Raw genomic sequence first — 20,985 nt, 5'->3', positions numbered from 1 at the left:
TCAGCGGTACACGCGGGGCACGCGGGCGCCGATGCGGGTGACGATCTCGTAGTTGATGGTGCCGGCGGCGGTGGCCCAGTCGTCGGCGGTCGGCTCACCCTGGTCACCCGGGCCGAACAGCACCACCTCGTCGCCGACGGACACGTCGTCGTCGCCGACGTCGAGAACGAACTGATCCATGCAGACGGTGCCGGCGATGCGTCGCCGCCGTCCACCGAGAAGCACCTCGCCGCGGTTCGTCGCCGACCGGGGAACGCCGTCGGCGTAGCCCAGGGGGACCAGGGCCAGCGTCGCCGCGCGTTCGGTGGTGTAGCGGTGGGCGTAGGACACGCCGGTGCCGGCCGGCACCCGCTTGACCAGGGCGGCATGGCTGACCAGCGTCATCGCCGGGCGCAGGCCGAAACGAGCCGGCGGGCCGACCTCGGGGCCGGGTGAGAGCCCGTAGACCGACACACCCGGTCGGACCAGGTCGAAGTGGGCCTGCGGGCTGACCAGGGTCGCCGCGGAGTTGGCGAGATGGCGCACGACCGGGGTCAGACCGGCCTTGTCGGCGATGTCGATGGCCTCCTGGAACATCCCGATCTGGGCCTGCACGGTCGGATGCCCCGGGGCGTCCGCGAAGGCCAGATGGCTCCAGACGCCGTAGGCCGACAGGACGCCCTCGGCCTCCAGCCGGGCCGCGTCGTCGCACAGGTCGGGCCAGTCCGCCGGGGTCGCCCCGGCCCGGCCGAGTCCGGTGTCGGCCTTGAGATGCACGCGGGCGCGTCGGCCGACCCGGCGGGCGGCCGCGGCGATCCGCCGCAGCGCCCAGGGTGCGGAGGCCGACAGGTCGATGTCGGCCTCGATCGCCGCGTCGATGTTCTCCGCGGGTGTGCTGAGCCAGCACAGCACCGGCACGGTGATCCCGGCGGCGCGCAGCGCCAGCGCCTCCTCGAGGAAGGCCGTGCCCAGCCAGGTCGCCCCGGCCTCAAGCGCGGCCCGGGCGCACGGGAGCATGCCATGGCCGTAACCGTCGGCCTTCACCACGGCCATGGTCGCGGCCGGGCCGGCCCGGTCGACGAGGGCGGTCACCGAATCCCGCACCGCGTCGAGCTCGATGGCCGCGTAGGTACGGGCGGCGGGCCCGGCCCCGGTGTTGGTCGGCTGCTCACTCACCCGACCAACGCTACCGGCAGACCACCGACCGGCGTCCCAGCCACCACCCAGCCAGCCCGTCGGCCAGAGCCAGCCCGGGCCCGCGCCCAGCCCCGCCAGCGGGTCGGGTCGGGCTCCCTCAGCGGGCCGGGTCGGTCAACAGGTCGGTGACGGTGGCGGCGAGCAGGCGGGGCAGGTCGCTTGCGGCCAGCGGGAGGCAGCCGTGTACCCCGGCCCGTTCGGCGGCGCGGCCGTGCAGGTGGGCACCCACCGCCCCGGCGAACGCCACGGGCAGGCCGGCGGCGGCCAGCGAGCCGATCAGGCCGGTGAGCACATCCCCGCTGCCGGCGGTGCCGAGCCAGGGCGAACCGGTGGTGTTCACCCAGGCCGTCCCGGATGGCTCGACGACGAGGGTGCGCGCGCCCTTGAGCAGGATGACCGCGCCGGTCTCGGCGGCGACCCGCCGCACGGTCGCGAGCCGGTCGGCCGCCAGCTCGTCCGCGGCCTTCGCCGCGTCCCAGCCCAGGACCCGCCCGACCAGCCGGGCGAACTCGCCCTCATGCGGAGTGACCAGCACCGGTGCGACCCGCCGGTGCAGCCGGGTGCGGTCGGCGGCGAGCAGGTCGGCGAGCGGGTCGAGGGCACCGGCGTCGACGACGAGCGGCACGTCCTCGCCGAGCAGGGCGTCCAGCGACGCGCCGGTGGCCGAGGTGTCGCCGGCCAGACCCGGGCCGATCGCCCAGGCCTGCACCCGTCCGGCGGCCAGCAGGGCGGCCCGGTCACCGGGTGCGATGTCGGTGACCACGGCCTCCGGATGCGCCGCGCGGACATGGTCGCCGGCCCGGCCGTGGATGCGCCCCGAGGCCGGGTCCGCGCGTCCCACGCTGACGACCCGCAGATAGCCGGCACCGCCGCGCAGCGCCCCGCCGACGGCGAGCACGGCCGCCCCGGGGTAGTCGTCGCTGCCGGCGACAAGCCCGAGCACGCCCCGCCGGTACTTCGACGCCGTCTCGTGCGGTACTGGCAGCGCCGCGCGGACGTCCGCGTCGTCCAGCGCTCGCAGGTCCGGCTCGGGCAGCGTCAGACCGATGTCGACCAGCTCCACCGGGCCGGTGTGGGCGGCTCCGGGCATCAGCCACAGGCCACGCTTGTAGGTCCCGAAGGTGATCGTCGCGCTGGCGCGGATCGCGTCGCCCGCCACGGCGCCGGTGTCGGCGTCCACACCGCTGGGCAGGTCGACGGCGACGGTGCGCCGCGGCGGTGCGAGCGCGGCCAGGCGGGCGTGCGCCGGGCGCAGTCCCCCGCGTCCGCCGATACCGAGCAGGCCGTCGAGGACGAGGTCGGCGCGTTCCAGCAGCGCGCGGAGGGTGGGTTCGTCCGGCCCGGCGGACGTCGCGACGATCTGGCGGTGGCCACCGGCGGCCAGCAGCGCGGCGGTGGCCTGTGGATGTGTCGTTCCGGTGGCGATCGCGTCCACCCGCGCCCCCCGGGCCGCCAGCCGGGCGCCGGCCCACAGGGCGTCGCCGCCGTTGTCACCGGAACCGGCCAGGATGACGATCCGGGCGCCGTGGACCCGGCCGAGCCGTCGAACCACGTAGGCGACCAGCCCGAAGACCGCCCGCTGCATGAGTGCGCCCGGGGGGAGAACGGCGAACCGCTCCGCCTCGGCCGCCCGAACCTGCTCCACGGTGTGCGCGTTTCGCATGTCGCCCATGCTGCCCGCTCCCCGCCCGGTCAGACGTCCACATCGCCGGACGTCCACATCGCCGGACGTCCCCGCCGTGGCGGGACGAGCCGGGTCAGGACTCGGCGACGACCATGGCGACGGCGACCCCGCCGTCGTGGGTCAGCGACAGATGCCAGCTGGCGATGCCGAACCGCGCGGCCACGGCCGCCACAGTGCCCCCGACCCGCAGCGACGGACGACCGCCAGGACCGGCCAGGACTTCGGCGTCATGCCATTCCAGCCCGGGTGGGGCGCCGAGCACCTTGGCCACGGCCTCCTTGGCGGCGAACCGGGCGGCCAGACGTTCCGGCCTGGTCAGGGCGCGTTCAGCCGGGGTGAACAGGCGCATCGCGATGGCCGGTGTGCGCGAGAGGGTGGCGGTGAACCGGTCGATGTCCACCACGTCGACGCCGATGCCCACAACTGCCATCCGTCGAGGTTCCCACATCGGCGCGCCCGACTCGATCAGCGCCACCTGGACGATCACCCGTGGCCGACGGACATCCCGACCGCGCGGGTGACCGTGCCGACAGACGGGACCGGGCGCCCGCATCGGTCGGATGCGGACGCCCAGTGGGGGTCGTGCCGGGGTGCTCAGCTCGGTCGCGGTGGCTCACGTCGAGACCGACGGACCCGCCTGCCCGGTCTCGCCCTGCCCGGCCTCGGCCTTTCCGGTGGCCTCGGACGGCTGGTCGTCGGAACCATCCCCGCCGACCTCATCGCCGGCGAGGATGCGGTAGAGACCGCGGCGGGTCTCGGTGAGCAGCGCGCGGGCGGCCGCGAGCTGCTCGTCGTCGCCGGCCTGGGCGACCTGGACCACGGCGGCGCCGACCGCGAAGGCCAGCGAACGCAGACTGGTGAGCTCCTCGTCGGCGCCGTCGGCCGCGGTCTCCCAGGGCCGACGCTGGCCGGCGCGGGACTCGACGTGGGCGCGCCCGGCCTCGGTGAGGTGGAAGACGCGTTTGCCGTCGGCCTCCTCGGCCTGCACGAGACCCTCGTCGGCCAGCAGGGACAGCACCGGGTACACCGACCCGGGGCTCGGACGCCAGGTGCCGCCGCTGCGCTCGCCGAGTTCGCGGATCATCTGGTAACCGTGCATCGGCTCCTCGGCCAGCAGGGCCAGCAGGGCCTCGCGGACATCACCGCGCCCCACCCTGGGCCCGCGGCCGAAGCCGGGACCGCCGAAACCGCCCGGCCCGCCGAAGCCCGGGCCGAACCCGGGGCCAGGGAAACCAGGGAAGCCCGGGAACCCTCCGGGCCCCCAGCCCGCCCCACCGCGACGCCCCCGAGGGCGCCCCTCGCCGCCGTGCTCGCGCCGACCACCGGGGCCGCCAGGGCCACCGGGACCGCCCGGACCACCGCGGGCGGCGCGGCTGGTGCGACCTCGACCGGAGGACTCCCCTTCGGGGGCCCGCCGGTCAGCGCAACCGGCCATCGCCTCGAACACTTCCGACAGCCGCGCGGGATCGAACGGGAAGCCCCATCCGGCCCGGCCGCCCCAGGCACCTTGTGAGCCCCATGGGCCCGACATCGCATGCGAAGTCATGATTTTTCCTTTCGGAGTGATTGCGCCCCGCCCGGGCCAGACCCGCCGGGGCTGCGCTACAGAAAACCAACAACGACCATCTTGTCGCCGTGGCGTACGCTCACGATATATCGCGATCGTACGTCTGACAACCCCCGGGTCGAGGATCATCCGCCGCGGAGCCGACCGGCCGGCCCCGTTCGCGCGTGGATTCCGTAGGATTAGCCAGTGATCATTTCTGTGTCCGGGGAGAACGGGCACGACGGGGACCCTGTCACCCCGCTCGAGGCGGCCTTCGCCGAACGGGCGTGCGCGCAACGCGCCGGCACCGACGTGTTCATCGAGGGTGTGAACCTCGCCCTGCTCGGGCGGGTGGAGCAGCTGCGCATCCGGCCCACCAACGCCTCCGGCACGGTGGACGACGACGGCCCGCACGAGGTCCGCCTCGAGGCGGCCGACGACGGGCCGCGGACCGGCTGCACCTGCCCCGAGGGCGCCACCGGCACCTTCTGTCGGCATGCCGTGGCCGTCGCCCTGGTCGCCACGGGCTCGGCGGGTCTCGCCGAGGACGACGAGGACGACGACGAGGGCGAAGGCGGCGCCATCGAGGAGAGCTCGCTGTTCGCCGACGATCCGGTGCACGCCGCGATGCGGGTGTTCCTGAGCCGGGCGCCCCGGGCGGAACTGGTGGAGACCCTGCTCGACGCCGCCGACGAGAACGACGCCGTCGCCGACGCCCTGTGGGAGGCGACCGTCGCCTGGCACGGCCGCCAGCACGGCGCGACCCCCTCCGCCTGAGCCGCGGCCGGGCCGGCGAGGCACCGGCCCCTCGGCTGACGGGGTTACTCGACGGTGACGGACTTCGCCAGGTTGCGGGGCTGATCGACGTCCAGGCCACGGGCCAGGGCGAGCTCGCAGGCGAACACCTGCAGCGGCAGCGTGGTGACCAGCGGGGCGAACAGTGACGTCGTCTCCGGCACCCGGATCACATGGTCGGCGTAGGGCTCGACGGCGACGTCCCCGTCCTCGGCGATGACGATGGTGCGCGCCCCGCGGGCCCGGACCTCCTGGATGTTAGAGACGATCTTGTCGTGCAGGTTCGCTCGTCCACGCGGCGAGGGGACCACGACGAGCACCGGCAGACCCGGCTCGATGAGCGCGATCGGCCCGTGCTTGAGCTCCCCGGCGGGGAAGCCCTCGGCATGCATGTAGGCCAGTTCCTTGAGCTTGAGCGCGCCCTCGAGCGCCACCGGATAGCCGACGTGGCGACCGAGGAAGAGCACCGCCTTGGCGTCGGCCAGCTCCCGGGCGAGTTCGCGGATCGGTTCGAGCCGCCCGAGGGTGCGTTCCACCAGTTCGGGCATCCGCTGCAGGCGCTCGACGTAGGCCGCGACCTCGTCGCCGTAGAGCACGCCCCGCACCTGGGCCAGGTACAGACCGACCAGCAGGCACGCCGCCACCTGGCCGAGGAAGGTCTTCGTCGAGGCGACGCCGACCTCCGGCCCGCAGTGGGTGTAGAGCACCGCGTCCGACTCGCGCGGGATGGTCGAACCGTTGGTGTTGCAGATCGCGAGCACCCGGGCCTTCTGCTCCCGGGCGTGCTTGACCGCCATCAGCGTGTCGAGGGTCTCCCCGCTCTGGCTGATCGCGATGACCAGGGTCGAACGGTCGAGGACCGGGTCGCGGTAGCGGAACTCCGAGGCCATCTCGACCTCGCAGGGCAGCCTCGTCCAGTGTTCGATGGCGTACTTGGCGATCAGCCCGGCGTGGTAGGCGGTGCCGCAGGCGACGATGAAGACCTTGTCGACATCGCGGAAGTCCTGGGCCGAGAGGCGCTCCTCGTCCAGGACGATGGCGCCCTGCGGGGACAGCCGGCCACGCAGGGTGTCGGCCAGCGCGGTCGGCTGCTCGTTGATCTCCTTGAGCATGAAGTACGGGTAACCGCCCTTCTCGGCGGCGCTGGCATCCCAGTCGACGTGGTAGCGCCGGTTCTGCACCGGACGGCCCTCGAAGTCGGTGACGATCACACCGTCCCTGCGGGCCTCGACCACCTGGTCCTGACCGATCTCCATCGCCTCCCGGGTGTGGGCGATGAAGGCGGACACATCACTGGCGAGAAACGACTCACCCTCGCCCAGCCCGACGACCAGCGGACTGTTGCGCCGGGCCCCGACGACCACCTCGGGAAAGTCCCGGTGCACGACCACGAGCGTGAACGCGCCGGCCAGCCGCTGGCAGACCCGCCGCAGTGCCGCGGCCAGCGGATGGGACACCTCAGCCGGGTCCGGGTCCGGGTCCGGGTCGCCGGCGAGTTCGACCTCGAGCAGGTGGGCGACGACCTCGGTGTCGGTCTCGCTGGCGAGTTCGTGCCCACCGGCCTCGAGTTCGGCGCGCAGCAGGGCGAAGTTCTCGATGATGCCGTTGTGGATGACGGCGATCGCACCGGTGCAGTCGATGTGCGGGTGGGCGTTCACATCGGTCGGACCGCCATGGGTCGCCCAGCGGGTGTGGCCCATCCCGGTCGTACCGGGCATCGGATCCGGCTCGGGGTTCTCGGCGAGCAGCTTCTCCAGGTTCGCGAGTTTGCCCGCCCGCCGAGCCGTCCGCAGTTCACCCGCGCCCACCACGGCGATGCCCGAGGAGTCATAGCCTCGGTACTCCAGCCGCCGAAGACCCTGCAGAGAGATGTCCAGAGCCGACTGGTCACCGACGTACCCGATGATCCCGCACATGGCGCTCAGCGTACGCAGGTGCCGCCGGCTCCACCGGCACTCCCCCACCTGAGCCGGGAGTGTTGTCCGAGTGTGATCTCCCGAGCGGTGTCAGCTGACGATCGCCAGCGACCCCTGGACGACGGCGGCCAGCCGGTGCGCGATCTCGCGGGCCACCCGGTCGCTCTCCGCCTCGACCATGACCCGGACCAGCGGTTCGGTGCCCGAGGGACGCAGCAGCACCCGTCCGGCGTCGCCGAGCTGCTCCTCGGCCTGCGCGACCGCGACCCGCAGCGCCGACGACGTGGTCACCTGGGCGCGGTCGACCCCGCGGACGTTGACGAGCACCTGCGGCAGTCGGGTCATCGCCTTGGCGAGTTCGGCCAACGGCTGGCCGCTCTCCGCGACCCGGCCGAGCAGCCGCAGCGCGGTGAGCAGACCATCGCCGGTCGTCGCATGATCAGCGAAGACGACGTGACCACTCTGTTCGCCACCGAGGACGTAACCCCCGGCGCGCATCGCCTCGAGCACATACCGGTCGCCGACGGGTGTGGTCACCACGGCGATCCCGGCCTCGCGCATGGCGTGGTGGAAACCCAGGTTGGACATCACGGTGACGACGACCGCGTTACCGGTCAACTCGCCGCGCTCGGCCATGGCCAGGGCGCAGACAGCGAGAATCTGGTCGCCGTCGACGACCTCGCCGGACGCGTCGACGGCCAGGCAGCGATCCGCGTCGCCATCGTGGGCGATGCCGACGTCCGCGCCGTGCTCGAGCACGGCGGCGCGCAGACTCTCCAGATGGGTGGCGCCGCTGGCCTCGTTGATGGCGGTGCCGTCGCCGTCGGCGTGCAGCGCGATCACCTCGGCGCCGGCCTCCCGCAGCACCCGGGGGCCGATCGACGATGCCGCGCCCTGGGCGCAGTCCAGCACGACGCGCAGCCCGTCGAGCCGGTTCGGTAGCGCCCGCAGCAGGTGCTGGGCGTAGTCGTCCACAAGTGTGGGCACGTCGCGGACCCGGCCGACGTCACCGCCGACGGGGCGACGGGTGGGCGGATGGGCCATCCGTCGTTCGATGGCGTCCTCGACGTCGTCGGGCAGCTTCAGGCCGCCGGCGGCGAACAGTTTGATGCCGTTGTCGGGCATCGGGTTGTGGCTGGCGGACAGCATCACGCCGAAGGCCGCCCCGGTACCGGCAACGGCATAGGCGACGGCTGGTGTCGGCGCGACCCCGATCCGGGCGACGTCGGCACCCGAGGCGGCCAGACCGGCCACCACCGCGGCCTCGAGAAACTCACCGGACGGGCGGGTGTCCCGCCCGACAATCACCAACGGACGCGCAACGCCGGAGCGGCCGGCGGCTTCGCCAGGCCGCCCCAACAGTTCCGCCGCCGCGGACGCAAGCGCGAGGGCCTGCTCCGCGGTCAGATCGACGTTGGCGACACCCCGGACACCATCGGTGCCGAAGAGCCTCGTCACTGAGGGTCTCCCATGCTCGAAGGATCAGCGGAGACCCGTTCAGGCGACGGCGATGTCGAGCCCCCGCACCCGCCCGCTCGTGGTGAGCTGGGCGGTGCGGGGACACGGGTCAGCGCTTGCTGTACTGCGGAGCCTTACGGGCCTTCTTCAGGCCGTACTTCTTGCGCTCCTTGACCCGGGCGTCACGGGTGAGGAAGCCGGCCTTCTTCAGAGTAGGCCGGGACTCCTCATCCACCAGTATCAGCGCGCGGGCGACGGCGAGTCGCAGCGCACCGGCCTGACCCGACACACCGCCGCCGTGCAGGCGGGCGATGATGTCGAACGACTCCGTGCGCTCCAGCGCCTTCAGCGGCTCGTTGACGAGCTGCTGGTGCACCTTGTTGGGAAAGTACTCCTCCAGCGAACGCCCGTTGAGCGTCCACTGCCCCGTCCCGGGCAGCAGCCGCACACGGACCACTGCTTCCTTGCGCCGGCCCGTGGCGCGGGGATTGCCCTGTACGTCGGTCACGACAGCCACGTCGCGTTCCTTCCTCGGTTGATGCGTGGTTCCCGAAGCCGGCGACGGCAGCGGCCTCGCGGCGCCACCCGAACCGGCCGGAGGAGGTCCGCGGTTACTGCGCGACCTGGATGATCTCGAAGGGGGTGGGCTGCTGAGCGTCGTGCGGGTGGGTGGGACCCGCGTAGACCTTCAGCTTCGTGCCCTGGGCACGGCCGAGCCGGTTGTGCGGCAACATGCCCTTGATCGCCTTCTCGACGATGACCTGGGGCCGCGTGTCGAGCAGCTCGCCGTAGGAGGTGCTGCGCAGACCGCCCGGGAAACCCGAGTGACGGTGGTACTGCGCCTGCTCGCGCTTGTTGCCGCTCAGCGCCACCTTGCCGGCATTGATCACGATGACGAAGTCGCCGGTGTCGATGTGCGGGGCGAAAATCGGCTTGTGCTTGCCCCGCAGCAGTGTGGCGGCCTGGGTCGCCAACCGGCCGAGCACCACGTCGGTGGCGTCGATGACGTGCCAGACGCGCTGAACATCCGCGGGCTTGGGCTGGTACGTGCGCACAGGTCTGCCTTCTCGTTCGGACGACACTCCCTCCGCACGACCCCGAGAGGGCCGAACGGGCGGGACTCGTCAAGAATGTGGAGCGCGCAGACGGGACGTGTCACGCGCAGCAGTCTTTGAGGTTACCAGGCTGCCGGGAGAAGCCGTCTCGCGGCCCTCCACCCCCGCCATCCGGCGTGATCCGTGAGCCTACCGACCCGGACGCGTCGACGTCGCCGACGGTCGGCGTCGGACCGGTCTCGGGCCGGCGCCGGCCCGGGCACACCCGGGTATCGGCGACGCCCACGGACTTTCCGCTCGGACCGACGCACCGACAAACCCTGGCTATTCTGGCCGGGATGACTGAATCGGATGGCGGGGGCCAGGCAGGGCGCCCGATCCCTGACCTTCCAGACCACGACTCGCCGGAACACTCCCCCTCGGGCTGGAGCTCCACCGCCTGGACCTCGCCGGGTGCGGACCCGTCGGCCCCCGCGACGCCTCGCCCAGCCGCACCTGGGCCCACGTCGGCGGGCCCGGCGACCGGCCCCACCTCGCCGGGCCCGGCGACGTCCGACCCGGCGACGTCCGGTCTGGATCTGCACGGTCGCCACGTCACGTATGACGGGTGGGCGCCCCCGACCGACGATCCCCTGTTCGGCGGCCCGCGCAACTACGCGTTCTCCTTCGACCACCTCCCCACCTCGACCGGCCACCTCCCTCCCTCGACCGGCCACCTCCCCACCTCGACCGGCCACCTCCCCACCTCGACGGCGCCGTCCCAGCCCACGACGGTCGATCCCTCCACCGCCGGTCTGCCGTTCACCACGGGTCTGCCGTTCACGACGGGCCAGGAGCTCGCTGGGGGACACGAGCTCGCGGGAGGGCAGGAGTCCACCGCGGGTCAGCTGGCCGCGGCAAGCGAGGTGTCACCGGCGACGATGCCGACGCCGGTGACCCGACCGGGTACGACCCGCACCGGCACCGGGTATGGCACCGCGGCGGTCCAGGAGTCGGCCGCGGATGGCTGGCCGAGCCGGCATGAACGTCCGGCGTCCCGGGCCGGGGCCGGCGAGAACGCGCCCCCCGCCGGCCTGCGCGCGACCGGACCGACCTCGGGCTATCGCGGATTCGCGACGTCCGGGTCCGAGTTCGGGTCCGGGTCCGTGGCCTCCGGCAGCCCGCTGGGGTACGGCCCCGACGGCTTCGGCTCCGAAGGAGGCGGCGCCTGGGGCGACGATCCGCAGGGCGGTGACCCACGGGGTGAGGCGTCCGACGGGTTTGGTCCGCAGGACGAGTTCGGTCCGGCCCCCGACGAACCGGGGAGACGACCTCCGCGGGCCTGGCGGATGCTGCTGGTCGTGGCCGGTGCCGTCGTGGTGCTGATCGCGGCGGTGGCCGTCGTGGCACTGCGCGGCGGGGACGACGGCGGATCCCCGGGGGCGCAGCCCACCACGGCGGTCTCGCTGGCACCGATTCCGGCGAACTTCCTCGAGAGTGTGAGCACCGACGTCGACCCGATCCGCGCGGACGAGTTCTTCACCGACGCCTCCATCGACCGGGATGGACGTCGCTATCAGCGGATCGCCACCCGGCTCGACAGCGGCTGCCCACAGCTGACCGGCCAGTTGACCACGCTGTTCGCCGGCACCCACTGCGCGCAGGTGGTGCGCGCGCTGTTGCTGAGCACGCCCGCGGCCGGCACCCGCCAGGTCCTCACCGGTGTGACGGTGTTCCGCCTCGACACGAGCACGACGGCGACCCAGGGCGCCCAGGTGCTCAACCAGGGCAGCGGTGGCATCGCGCCGCTGCCCATCCCCGCGGGCAGCATCAGGGACGCACGGATCACCGGCCCCGGCGGCAACAACTCCTGGCGCGGGGCACAGAGCCACGGTCACTACCTGGTCTACACCCAGGTCGCCTACGTCGACGGCACCGCGGGAGCGGCCACCGACGTCCCGCTCCGGGCCGCCCAGACCGACCTCGCCGCACTCGCCACCGAACCCATCGGTGACCGCGCCGTCCTCGGTCACGGCCCACGACGCTGACCCGGTCGGGTTCAGGGTCGGTCAGCGCCGTCCGGTGTGGTGGCGGCTCAACCAGACGGGGTGGTCGGGACACGTACGGCCCGGGTCACCTCGGCCCGGGCGGCCAGCGCCGCATCCGGGGGGTAGCGCACCTCGACCAGGGTCAGGCCGTGCGCGGGGGCGACCGTGACCGCGGGGTCGCGTAGTCCGCGGCGCAGCACGGCCAGCGGCCAGTTCGGCGGCCGGCGGCCATCGCCGACCGCGAGCAGCGCCCCGACCAGGGCTCGGACCATCGAGTGGCAGAAGGCATCCGCCTCGACGTCCGCGGTCAGCACACCGTCGCGGCGACGGGACACGTCCAGGCGCAGCAGGGTACGCACACTGGTCGAGCCCTCCCGGCGCCGGCAGAACGCGGCGAAGTCATGCTCGCCGAGCAGCGCCAGGGCGGCGGTGGCCATCGCCCCCGCGTCCAGCGGTCGCGGCCAGGCCAGGGTGTCGAAGCGGCGCAGCGGCTCGGCGCCGAACGCCGCGTCGGTGATGCGATAGACGTACCGGCGGGACAGTGCGGAGAACCGGGCGTCGAAGCCGGCTGGCGCCGGCGCCAGCGCGGTGACCCGGATGGCGCGGTCAAGCACCCCGTTGAGCCGGCGGGCAAGACCACCCAGTGGCACCTCGTCGGGCAGGTCGACATGCGCCACCTGCCCGAGCGCGTGCACCCCGGAATCGGTCCGTCCGGCGACGGTCAGCCGGACCGCGGACAGCCGGGCGACCCGCATGAGCGCGTCCTCGACGTCGCCCTGGACGGTCCGCTGCGCGGGCTGGCGGGCCCAGCCGGCGAACGGCGTGCCGTCGTAGGTGATGCCCAGCCGCAGCCGGACCAGACCCGCCCCGGAGCCGACGACCGGCGGCAGGCTGTGCACGGCTCGCGGTGGGGAGCCGCTGCCCAGGTCGGCTCCCGTGTCATCGGCCATTTCGTACTCCCCCAGCGATGGGCACTGCCTGGACGGTGCGCGGCACCGTGGTCGTCGCAACAGCGAAGGCCCGCCACCCGTTTCCGGGCGGCGGGCCTTCGGCCATCGTCACGACCAGCTTCGCCGCGGTCGTGCGCGACACTCGAACCAGCGGTCAGAACAGGTCAGAACGCAGCTGACACCTTAGGAGGTGGTGTCAGGGGTATCGGTCTTCGCAGCCTCGGTGGCCGGTGCCTCGGTGGCCGGTGCCTCGGCCGCCTGCGCGGCGACGGCGGCGGCGGTCGGAGACTCCTTGGCCAGGTCCTCGGCGGCCTCGGCGGTGGCGCCGGTCGGCTTGGTGCGCTCCGCGAACTGGGTGCCGCGGGCGCGCTCGGCCTCACCGACGGCCTGCTGGCCGACGGTCAGCGCCTCGACCAGTTCGATGCGGGCCAGCGGAGCGTTGTCACCCTTGCGGTTACCGAGCTTGATGATCCGGGTGTAGCCGCCCTCGCGGTTGGCGTACCGGGGACCGATCTCGGTGAACAGGGTGTGCACGACCGAGTTGTCCCGGACGTGGCGCATCACCCGGCGACGGGCGTGCAGGTCACCGCGCTTGGCGAAGGTCACCAGCCGCTCGGCGTACGGACGCAGCCGCTTGGCCTTCGCCTCGGTGGTGGTGATGCCGCCGTGCTCGAACAGCGCGGTGGCGAGGTTGGCCAGCAGCAGCCGCTCATGTGCGGGACTGCCACCGAGCCGGGCGCCCTTGGTTGGCGTGGGCATGATGAGTGCTCCTCGTTCCTTTCACTGTCCCGCCAGGCTGCCCGCCCGTAGGACGGCGGCATGCGGCCACCGGATGTCGTACGAGGGCCCCCGCATCGCGCGGGGGCCCTCGGAAGGTCAGTACTGCTCGGTCTCGACGAACTCGGCGCCGTCGTCGTGCGGGTCGGAGAACGGCGCGTTGTAGGTGTCGGTGCCGTAGGTGTCGACAGCCTGCCGCGGGTCGAACCCGGGCGGGGAGTCCTTGAGCTGCAGGCCCATGGCCCCCAGCTTCGTCTTCACCTCGTCGATCGACTTCTGCCCGAAGTTGCGGATGTCGAGCAGGTCGGCCTCGCTGCGCGAGACCAGTTCGCCGATCGTGTGGATGCCCTCACGCTTGAGGCAGTTGTAGGAGCGGACCGTCAGGTCCATCTCCTCGATCGGCAGCGCCAGGTCGGCCGCCAGTGCCGCGTCCGCGGCGGACGGGCCGATGTCGACGCCCTCAGCCTCGGCGTTGAGCTCCTGCGCCAGCCCGAACAGGCCGACGAGGGTCTTGCCAGCGCTGGCCATCGCGTCCCGCGGGGAGATCGACGGCTTGGTCTCGACGTCGACGATGAGCCGGTCGAAGTCGGTGCGCTGCTCGACACGGGTGGCCTCGACCTTGTAGGTCACCTTGAGCACCGGCGAGTAGATCGAGTCGATCGGGATACGCCCGATCTCCTGACCGGCCTGCTTGTTCTGCGCGGCACTGACATAGCCACGGCCCCGCTCGACGGTCAGCTCGATCTCGAGCTTGCCCTTGTCGTTCAGGGTCGCCAGACGCAGCTCGGGGTTGTGCACCTCGACGCCGGCCGGGGGAGCGATGTCCGCCGCGGAGACCTCACCGGGGCCCTGCTTGCGCAGGTACATCACGGTCGGCTCGTCGTTGTCGGAGCTGACGACCAGTTCCTTGAGGTTCAGGATCAGGTCGGTCACATCCTCCTTGACGCCGGGCACGGTGGAGAACTCGTGCAGCACCCCGTCGACGCGGATGCTGGTGACCGAGGCACCGGGGATGGAGGACAGCAGGGTCCGGCGCAGGGAGTTGCCCAGGGTGTAGCCGAAGCCCGGCTCCAGCGGCTCGATCACGAAACGTGACCGGAACTCGGAGATCGGGTCTTCGACCAGGGTGGGACGCTGAGCGATCAGCATGGTGGTGGTGATCCTTCCGCCCACGGCGCCCGCCATATGACGCCGCGTAGTGCGAGCTGCCCGAGTTCGGCAGCCAGCGGACGGGACATCGGTCCGCCCCGTCCGCGGGTCCGGCGCCTGCGGCGCCGGCGAACACCCGTCGCCTCTCCAGTGTGCACCGCGAAACGGTGCATGGCAGAGGCGACCGGGTGCGGCCAGGCTCTACTTGGAGTAGAGCTCGACGATCAGCTGCTCCTGGACCTGGGTGTCGATGACCTGCCGAGCCGGCAGCGAGTGCACCAGGATCCGCATCTGGCTCGGGATCGACTCCAGCCACGCCGGCACCGTCCGGCCCTGACCGGCGGTCTCCCGCGCGATCACGAACGGGGTGAGCTCCCGGGCCTTCGGCGCGATCTCGACGATGTCGTTCTCGGTGATCCGGTAGCTGGGGATGTCGACCTTGCGCCCGTTGACCTGGACATGGCCGTGCCGCACCGCCTGGCGGGCGGCGTCCCGCGACGGCGCGAAGCCGCCCCGGTAGACCACGTTGTCCAGCCGCGACTCGAGGATCTTCAGCAGCTCGTCACCGGTCTTGCCGGAGCGCCGGTTCGCCTCGTCGTAGTAGCCACGGAACTGCTTCTCGAGGATGCCGTAGATCCGCGCGCACTTCTGCTTCTCGCGCTTCTGCAGCAGGTACTCGGAGTCCTTGGTCCTGCCACGACCGTGCTCGCCCGGCGGGTACGGCCGGATCTCGATCGGGCACTTCGGGGTGTCGCACTTGCTGCCCTTGAGGTACAGCTTCGTCTTCTCGCGGCGGCAACGCTTGCAGTCCGCGCCGGTGTAACGGGCCATCTATTCCTACTCTCTCGTTTCCTGGCGCGAACTCGTACGCGACCCCGCGACACCGACCGGGGTGAGTCCCCGGTCGCGGTCGCCGCGTCGCATGGTCACACCCTGCGCCGCTTGGGCGGGCGGCACCCGTTGTGCGGGGTCGGGGTGACGTCCTGAATCGCCCCGACTTCCAGACCCGCCGCCTGCAGCGATCGGATCGCGGTCTCACGACCGGAGCCCGGGCCCTTCACGAACACGTCGACCTTGCGCATGCCGTGCTCCTGCGCCTTGCGGGCCGCGTTCTCGGCGGCCATCTGCGCGGCGAAGGGAGTCGACTTGCGGGAGCCCTTGAAGCCGACATGGCCGGCGGAGGCCCAGGAGATCACGTTCCCGGACGGGTCGGTGATCGAGACGATCGTGTTGTTGAACGTGCTCTTGATGTGAGCGTGCCCGTGGGCAACGTTCTTCTTTTCCTTGCGCCGGACCTTCTTTGCGCCGGCGGCGCGGGTCTTGGGAGGCATCTTCGCGTCTGGTCTCCGTGTGCGAGAGGTCGTCGATCAGTGGTCGTCCGCGGCCTGGCCGGCCGGGCGGCGCACCGACTACTTCTTGCCGGCCTTCTTCTTGCCGGCGATGGCGCGACGCGGGCCCTTGCGGGTACGCGCGTTGGTGTGCGTGCGCTGACCGTGGACCGGCAGGTTACGCCGGTGCCGCAGGCCCTGGTAGCAGCCGATCTCCATCTTGCGCCGGATGTCCTGCTTGATCTCCCGGTTGAGGTCACCCTCGACCCGGTAGTTCGCGTCGATCCATTCGCGCAGGCGGACGATCTCGTCCTCGCTGAGGTCGCGCACCCGCGTGTCCGGGTTGATCCCGGTGGCGGCGAGCGTGTCCCGCGAGCGACTGCGGCCGATGCCGAAGATGTAGGTCAGAGCGATCTCGACCCGCTTTTCACGGGGAAGGTCGACGCCAGACAGGCGTGCCATGAACCGATGTTTCCTTCCTGCGACCGGAGGTCTTGGGCGACACCGTCCCGAGCGGCTCCCGCCGCCTGGGCCCCGGCCTCCGGGCCGGGGGTGGAGGCGCCCCCGTGGGGGCGCCTGGTATCGCGTGGAGGTGGTGGTCAACGCCCGCCGTGGGCCACGAACGACACGCGTCGGCGTGTCAGCCTCGGGAAGCGTCGACCACCTCACCAGGGACTCAGCCCTGGCGCTGCTTGTGACGGAGATTGTCGCAGATGACCATGACGCGACCGTGGCGCCGGATCACCTTGCACTTGTCACAGATCTTCTTGACGCTTGGCTTGACCTTCACGGCTGTTGCGAACCTCCTGCGCAGCCGCGGGCCGCGCGTGGCGATGGAGACGGGATGGCGTGGAGCTGGACGAGCTGGTGCTACTTGTACCGGTAGACGATCCGGCCGCGGGACAGGTCGTAGGGCGAGAGCTCGACCACGACGCGGTCCTCCGGCAGGATCCGGATGTAGTGCTGGCGCATCTTTCCGCTGATGTGGGCGAGAACTCGATGACCGTTCTGGAGCTCAACCCGGAACATGGCGTTCGGGAGCGGCTCCACCACTCGGCCCTCGATCTCGATGGCCCCGTCCTTCTTCGGCATGTCCTCCGCTGTCCTGACGTCGACGAGTAAGCCGGCGGTACGGCCGCGACCGGTCGGGCGATCCCAGGCGAAAACCCGGAAAAGCCCAGGTCACAGACCCGAGCACCCGGAAGGGAGCCCTGTCCTGTCGACCACACTGCCACCGACCGCAACTGCCACGTTTTCACCGACTGCTATCGACGCGGTGGAGCACACCGGCGTGAGAAGACCGCCAACTGAAGAGTGTACGTGGCCCATCCGTCAAGGGCCAACAAGGCTCGACCAGGCCGCGTGGACCACACCGATCCCACGATCCTGGCCGGAGCCCGTACCGGGACTCAGCCGATCCCGCTGGGCGCGTCGGCGGGCTGCCCACAGGCCACGCCGAGCGCGGCGAGGCGGGCCACGCCACCGTCCGGCTCGGTGAGCACCCAGGGCCCACGTGGCGTGATCGCCACCGAGTGTTCGGTGTGAGCCGCGAGGCTGCCGTCGCTGGTGGCGACCGTCCAGTCGTCGGCGAGCACCCTGGTGTCCGGCCTGCCCATCGTGATCATTGGTTCGATGGCCAGCGCCAGGCCCGACACGAGCTTGATGCCCCGCCCGGGCCGGCCGTAGTTGAGCACGTGCGGCGGCTGGTGCATCTCGGTGCCGATGCCGTGCCCGCCGTAGTGGTCGACGATGCCGTACTCACGCGGGCGGATGTGCCGCTCCACCGCGTTGCTGATGTCGGTGAGCCGGCCGCCGAGCTGCGCCGCCGCGAGCCCCGCCCACAGCGCACCCTCACACGTCTCGATCATGGCGAGGACCTCCGGGGGCACCTCGCCGACCGGGACGGTGATCGCCGCGTCGCCGTGCCAGCCGTCGACGATCGCACCGCAGTCGATCGAGATGATGTCGCCCTCGTGCAGCACCCGCTTGCGGCTCGGGATGGCGTGGACGACCTCGTCGTTGACCGAGCTGCAGATCGAGGCGGGATAGGGCGGCTGGGCGTAGCCCTTGAACGACGGGATACCCCCCTCGCCGCGGATGGTCTGCTCGGCCAGAGCGTCAAGGTCGGCTGTGGTGACCCCGGGGGCGACAGCCTCCCGCAGCCGGGCGAGCGTCCTGGCCACGAGCAGGCCGGCAACCCGCATCCTGGCGATCTCGGCCGCTGACTTGATCTGCACGTGTTCTCGTCGCGCCACGCTCTCGTCCCGGTCCGTGTCCGTGTACTGGTCTGCTTCCTGATGCTAACCGCCGTACCCGCACCTGCCCGGCCGATGCCCGGCCACCGGGCCGCCTGACCGCCGCGCGGCCCACTCGGGGATCGCTCCCCCGCGGGCCGCGCGTCGTGCTGGCCAGTCGCCGTGGTGACTAGTCGCCGTAGTGGCGCAGTCCGTCCAGCGCGCGGTCGGTGACGTTGTCCACCGGGCCGGTGGCGTCGATGCCGATCAGGATGCCCTTCTCGGCGTAGTAGGCCACCAGGGGCGACGTCTGGTCGGCGTACACCTCGAGGCGGTGGCGAACGGTCTCCGACCGGTCGTCGTCGCGCTGGAACAGATCGCCGCCACAGCGGTCACAGACATCCTCGACCGACGGCGGGTCGAAGTCGAGGTGCCAGATGTGCCCGCAGTTGCGACAGGTCCGCCGCCCGGACAGCCGCCGCACCACCTCGTCGTCGTCGACGACGAGCTCGAGGACGACGTCCAGCTTGGTCCCCATCGCGTCGAGCATCTGACCGAGCACCTCGGCCTGCGGCACGTTGCGGGGGAAGCCGTCGAGCAGGAAGCCCTTGACGGCGTCGTCCTCGGCCAGGCGGTTACGGACCATGCCGATGGTGATCTCGTCCGGGACGAGGTCACCGGCGTCCATGTACGCCTTGGCCTTGACGCCCAGTTCCGTTCCCTGTCGCACGTTCGCTCGGAAAATGTCCCCTGTGGAGATCTTGGGGATCGACCGCGCCTGGGCGATGAACGCGGCCTGAGTACCCTTTCCGGCACCGGGCGGTCCCACCAGTACGAGGCGCACTACCGGAGGAAACCTTCGTAGTTGCGGAGCATGAGCTGGCTCTCGATCTGCTTCACCGTTTCCAGCCCCACCCCTACCATGATCAGGACCGAGGTGCCCGCGAACGGGAACGGCTGGTCCTTGGTCAGGTTCAACAGTGCCAACGGAAGTACCGTGATCACGCCGAGGAACAGCGACCCCGGCAACGTGATCCGATCAAGTACGTGTTTGAGGTACTCCACTGTCGGGTTGCCCGGTCTGAGCCCAGGGATGAACCCGCCGTACTTCTTCATGTTGTCGGCCACCTCCGTCGGGTTGAAGGTGATCGCAACATAGAAGTAGGTGAAGAAGATGATGAGTGCGAAGTATGTCACCAGGTAGAGCGGATGGTCGCCGCGTGAGAGATAACGCTGCTCGAAGTCCTGGAAGCCCTGGTTGCTCCACACCTGACCGATCAGCTGCGGCAGCTGGAGCAGGGAGGAGGCGAAGATGACCGGGATGATCCCGGCCTGGTTGACCTTGATCGGCAGATAGGTGGAGGTCCCGCCGTACATCCGCCGGCCGATCAGCCGCTTGGCGTACTGCACCGGGATGCGGCGCTGGGACTGCTCCACGAACACCACGAACACCACGATGGCGAGCCCCAGCAGGATCACCAGGCTGAACACCACGCCACCGGCGACCTGGAGGATGCTGCTGCCCTCGGAAGGCAGCCGCGCCGCGATCGACGTGAAGATGAGCAGGGACATGCCGTTACCGACACCACGCGCCGTGATCAGCTCACCCATCCACATGATGACCGCGGTACCGGCGGTCATCGTGATCACGATGGTGGCGATTCGGAACAGACTCGTGTCCGGGATGATGGCCGCCGAGCAGCTCGGGAACAGCCGGCCGCTGCGCGCCAGGGCCACGATGCCGGTGGCCTGCAGGACGCCCAGGGCGATCGTCAGGTAGCGGGTGTACTGGGTGAGCTTCTGCTCCCCCGAACTGCCTTCCTTCTTCAGCTGCTCGAGCCGTGGGATGACCACGACGAGCAGCTGGATGATGATGCTCGAGGTGATGTACGGCATGATGCCGAGCGCGAAGATGGACAGCTGGAGCAGCGCACCGCCGCTGAAGAGGTTGATCAGCGAGTACACGTTGCTGCCTTCGGCACTCGCCGCGCTCAGGCAGGTGTTGACCGCGCGGGTGGACACCCCGGGTGACGGCATGACGCTGCCGAACCGGAACAGCACCACGACCCCGACGGTGAACAGCAGCTTCTTACGCAGGTCAGGAGTGCGGAATGCCCGTGTGAAGGCGGTGAGCACGGCTCCTCCTGCTGGAGATGGCGGACCGACGGGGAGGGCGGACATTCTGCCCGGAACGGAGCACCGAACTCGGCACCCGGCCGACATCGGTGAGGCGACTGTAACAGGACACGAGGTCCCCTCGTCCGGACATCACGTCCGGTAAGCAGCAGTAGCCGGAACGAACGGTGTGCCAGGCGGGTGCGACCGGCATCCGGGTCCGGACACACGTCGGGCGGGGGTCGCTATACGCCACCCCCGCCCGCCCGTCTCAGCTTTCGGTGACACTCCCGCCGGCGGCCGCGATCTTCTCCCGCGCGGAGGCGGAGAACGCGTCCGCGGTGATGTGCAGCGCGACGCCGAGGTCGCCGTCACCCAGCACCTTCACCGGCAGCTTGGCGCGTACCGCGCCGCGGGCCACCAGGTCGGCCTTGCTGACCTGGCCGCCGTCGGGGAACAGCTCGGCGAGGATGGCGACGTTCACCACCTGGTACTCGACCCGGTTCGGGTTGTTGAAGCCCTTGAGCTTGGGCAGCCGCATGTGCAGCGGCATCTGACCACCCTCGAACCGGGCGGGCACCTGCTTGCGGGCCTTGGAGCCCTTGGTGCCACGTCCGGCCGTCTTGCCCTTGGAGCCCTCACCACGGCCGACCCGGATCTTCTTGCGATGCGCTCCGGGTGCCGGGCGAAGGTGGTGCACCTTCAGGCCGCGGCCACGCTCGGCCTCGCCCGCCGTGGCGCCAGCATCGGCCTCGGTCTTCGACAGTTCGGCCAT

At 71.3% G+C, this 20,985-nt stretch carries 22 protein-coding genes; 2 read left to right on the top strand and 20 right to left on the bottom strand.

Annotation, left to right across the window (positions count from 1 at the left end):
* The 4 genes from alr to MXD59_RS26835 all read right to left on the bottom strand — a co-directional run bounded on the left by alr (position 1) and on the right by MXD59_RS26835 (position 4,013).
* A complete protein-coding gene (gene alr / locus MXD59_RS03630; RefSeq protein WP_248823405.1) occupies positions 1-1,155 on the bottom strand; it encodes an alanine racemase in 1,155 nt (384 codons plus the stop codon).
* A 118-nt stretch (positions 1,156-1,273) separates the two neighbouring features.
* A complete protein-coding gene (locus tag MXD59_RS03625) occupies positions 1,274-2,839 on the bottom strand; it encodes an NAD(P)H-hydrate dehydratase (RefSeq protein ID WP_248823458.1) in 1,566 nt (521 codons plus the stop codon).
* Positions 2,840-2,933: 94 nt separating this feature from the next.
* Positions 2,934-3,290, bottom strand: coding sequence for a holo-ACP synthase (locus tag MXD59_RS03620; protein ID WP_248813337.1), 357 nt, complete (start codon positions 3,288-3,290; stop codon positions 2,934-2,936).
* 183 nt (positions 3,291-3,473) lie between these two features.
* Positions 3,474-4,013: a PadR family transcriptional regulator gene (locus tag MXD59_RS26835; protein WP_308301635.1), complete on the bottom strand. Its 540-nt coding sequence runs from the start codon at positions 4,011-4,013 to the stop codon at positions 3,474-3,476.
* Positions 4,014-4,613: 600 nt separating this feature from the next.
* Between MXD59_RS26835 and MXD59_RS03610 the strand changes: the two genes are divergently transcribed.
* On the top strand, positions 4,614-5,183 hold the full coding sequence (locus MXD59_RS03610) for an SWIM zinc finger family protein (RefSeq protein WP_248823403.1): 570 nt from the start codon (positions 4,614-4,616) through the stop codon (positions 5,181-5,183).
* A gap of 44 nt (positions 5,184-5,227) precedes the next feature.
* Here the strand turns inward: MXD59_RS03610 and glmS are convergent, their stop codons facing one another.
* The 4 genes from glmS to rplM all read right to left on the bottom strand — a co-directional run bounded on the left by glmS (position 5,228) and on the right by rplM (position 9,630).
* On the bottom strand, positions 5,228-7,117 hold the full coding sequence (glmS, locus tag MXD59_RS03605; RefSeq protein WP_248823402.1) for a glutamine--fructose-6-phosphate transaminase (isomerizing): 1,890 nt from the start codon (positions 7,115-7,117) through the stop codon (positions 5,228-5,230).
* A 90-nt stretch (positions 7,118-7,207) separates the two neighbouring features.
* A complete protein-coding gene (glmM, locus tag MXD59_RS03600; RefSeq protein WP_248823401.1) occupies positions 7,208-8,575 on the bottom strand; it encodes a phosphoglucosamine mutase in 1,368 nt (455 codons plus the stop codon).
* Positions 8,576-8,684: 109 nt separating this feature from the next.
* Positions 8,685-9,092 (bottom strand): 30S ribosomal protein S9, encoded by a 408-nt coding sequence (gene rpsI, locus MXD59_RS03595; protein ID WP_248813328.1) that lies wholly within the window; start codon positions 9,090-9,092, stop codon positions 8,685-8,687.
* 94 nt (positions 9,093-9,186) lie between these two features.
* Positions 9,187-9,630, bottom strand: a complete 444-nt coding sequence (gene rplM / locus MXD59_RS03590) for a 50S ribosomal protein L13 (protein ID WP_163549192.1) — start codon at positions 9,628-9,630, stop codon at positions 9,187-9,189.
* A gap of 338 nt (positions 9,631-9,968) precedes the next feature.
* On the opposite strand from rplM, the gene MXD59_RS03585 reads away from it, so the two are divergent.
* Positions 9,969-11,657, top strand: a complete 1,689-nt coding sequence (locus tag MXD59_RS03585) for a hypothetical protein (protein ID WP_248823400.1) — start codon at positions 9,969-9,971, stop codon at positions 11,655-11,657.
* Positions 11,658-11,704: 47 nt separating this feature from the next.
* Here MXD59_RS03585 and truA read toward each other — a convergent pair whose 3' ends face one another.
* The 12 genes from truA to rplO all read right to left on the bottom strand — a co-directional run bounded on the left by truA (position 11,705) and on the right by rplO (position 20,985).
* Positions 11,705-12,607, bottom strand: coding sequence for a tRNA pseudouridine(38-40) synthase TruA (gene truA, locus MXD59_RS03580; RefSeq protein WP_248813324.1), 903 nt, complete (start codon positions 12,605-12,607; stop codon positions 11,705-11,707).
* Between the two features lie 183 nt (positions 12,608-12,790).
* Entirely contained in the window at positions 12,791-13,366 is a 576-nt protein-coding gene (gene rplQ, locus MXD59_RS03575) for a 50S ribosomal protein L17 (protein ID WP_248823399.1), read from the bottom strand.
* Positions 13,367-13,483: 117 nt separating this feature from the next.
* Positions 13,484-14,533, bottom strand: a complete 1,050-nt coding sequence (locus tag MXD59_RS03570; RefSeq protein WP_248813320.1) for a DNA-directed RNA polymerase subunit alpha — start codon at positions 14,531-14,533, stop codon at positions 13,484-13,486.
* A 201-nt stretch (positions 14,534-14,734) separates the two neighbouring features.
* A complete protein-coding gene (gene rpsD / locus MXD59_RS03565; protein ID WP_163549196.1) occupies positions 14,735-15,364 on the bottom strand; it encodes a 30S ribosomal protein S4 in 630 nt (209 codons plus the stop codon).
* A 95-nt stretch (positions 15,365-15,459) separates the two neighbouring features.
* A complete protein-coding gene (gene rpsK / locus MXD59_RS03560; protein ID WP_011435061.1) occupies positions 15,460-15,864 on the bottom strand; it encodes a 30S ribosomal protein S11 in 405 nt (134 codons plus the stop codon).
* 78 nt (positions 15,865-15,942) lie between these two features.
* Positions 15,943-16,323 (bottom strand): 30S ribosomal protein S13, encoded by a 381-nt coding sequence (gene rpsM / locus MXD59_RS03555; protein ID WP_248813318.1) that lies wholly within the window; start codon positions 16,321-16,323, stop codon positions 15,943-15,945.
* A gap of 214 nt (positions 16,324-16,537) precedes the next feature.
* The gene (gene rpmJ / locus MXD59_RS03550) at positions 16,538-16,651 is read right to left on the bottom strand and encodes a 50S ribosomal protein L36 (RefSeq protein WP_003956441.1); all 114 of its coding nucleotides are present in this window, start codon (positions 16,649-16,651) and stop codon (positions 16,538-16,540) included.
* A gap of 80 nt (positions 16,652-16,731) precedes the next feature.
* Positions 16,732-16,953 carry a translation initiation factor IF-1 gene (infA, locus tag MXD59_RS03545; protein ID WP_006541558.1) on the bottom strand — a complete coding sequence of 74 codons (222 nt, stop codon included), beginning with the start codon at positions 16,951-16,953 and terminating at the stop codon, positions 16,732-16,734.
* Between the two features lie 317 nt (positions 16,954-17,270).
* Positions 17,271-18,116, bottom strand: a complete 846-nt coding sequence (gene map, locus MXD59_RS03540) for a type I methionyl aminopeptidase (RefSeq protein WP_163549198.1) — start codon at positions 18,114-18,116, stop codon at positions 17,271-17,273.
* A 169-nt stretch (positions 18,117-18,285) separates the two neighbouring features.
* Positions 18,286-18,939, bottom strand: a complete 654-nt coding sequence (locus MXD59_RS03535; RefSeq protein ID WP_175084840.1) for an adenylate kinase — start codon at positions 18,937-18,939, stop codon at positions 18,286-18,288.
* The gene (gene secY / locus MXD59_RS03530) at positions 18,939-20,231 is read right to left on the bottom strand and encodes a preprotein translocase subunit SecY (RefSeq protein ID WP_248823398.1); all 1,293 of its coding nucleotides are present in this window, start codon (positions 20,229-20,231) and stop codon (positions 18,939-18,941) included. Before secY ends, MXD59_RS03535 begins: the two co-directional genes overlap by 1 nt.
* Before the next feature lie 250 nt (positions 20,232-20,481).
* Positions 20,482-20,985 (bottom strand): 50S ribosomal protein L15, encoded by a 504-nt coding sequence (gene rplO, locus MXD59_RS03525; protein ID WP_163547646.1) that lies wholly within the window; start codon positions 20,983-20,985, stop codon positions 20,482-20,484.

It is taken from the genome of Frankia umida, assembly GCF_023242945.1.
GTDB lineage: Bacteria > Actinomycetota > Actinomycetes > Frankiales > Frankiaceae > Frankia > Frankia umida.
The sequence above is the reverse complement of the archived record's forward strand: the minus strand, read 5'-3'. Positions and strand labels throughout refer to the sequence as shown.

Bases quoted from the DNA above. Each gene is read 5' to 3' on its own strand.
- MXD59_RS03625 (WP_248823458.1), bottom strand. From the start codon at position 2,839: ATGCGAAACGCGCACACCGTGGAGCAGGTTCGGGCGGCCGAGGCGGAG.
- MXD59_RS03620 (WP_248813337.1), bottom strand. From the start codon at position 3,290: ATGGCAGTTGTGGGCATCGGCGTCGACGTGGTGGACATCGACCGGTTC.
- glmS (WP_248823402.1), bottom strand. From the start codon at position 7,117: ATGTGCGGGATCATCGGGTACGTCGGTGACCAGTCGGCTCTGGACATC.
- MXD59_RS03585 (WP_248823400.1), top strand. From the start codon at position 9,969: ATGACTGAATCGGATGGCGGGGGCCAGGCAGGGCGCCCGATCCCTGAC.
- truA (WP_248813324.1), bottom strand. From the start codon at position 12,607: ATGGCCGATGACACGGGAGCCGACCTGGGCAGCGGCTCCCCACCGCGA.
- rplQ (WP_248823399.1), bottom strand. From the start codon at position 13,366: ATGCCCACGCCAACCAAGGGCGCCCGGCTCGGTGGCAGTCCCGCACAT.
- MXD59_RS03570 (WP_248813320.1), bottom strand. From the start codon at position 14,533: ATGCTGATCGCTCAGCGTCCCACCCTGGTCGAAGACCCGATCTCCGAG.
- rpsD (WP_163549196.1), bottom strand. From the start codon at position 15,364: ATGGCCCGTTACACCGGCGCGGACTGCAAGCGTTGCCGCCGCGAGAAG.
- rpsK (WP_011435061.1), bottom strand. From the start codon at position 15,864: ATGCCTCCCAAGACCCGCGCCGCCGGCGCAAAGAAGGTCCGGCGCAAG.
- rpsM (WP_248813318.1), bottom strand. From the start codon at position 16,323: ATGGCACGCCTGTCTGGCGTCGACCTTCCCCGTGAAAAGCGGGTCGAG.
- infA (WP_006541558.1), bottom strand. From the start codon at position 16,953: ATGCCGAAGAAGGACGGGGCCATCGAGATCGAGGGCCGAGTGGTGGAG.
- rplO (WP_163547646.1), bottom strand. From the start codon at position 20,985: ATGGCCGAACTGTCGAAGACCGAGGCCGATGCTGGCGCCACGGCGGGC.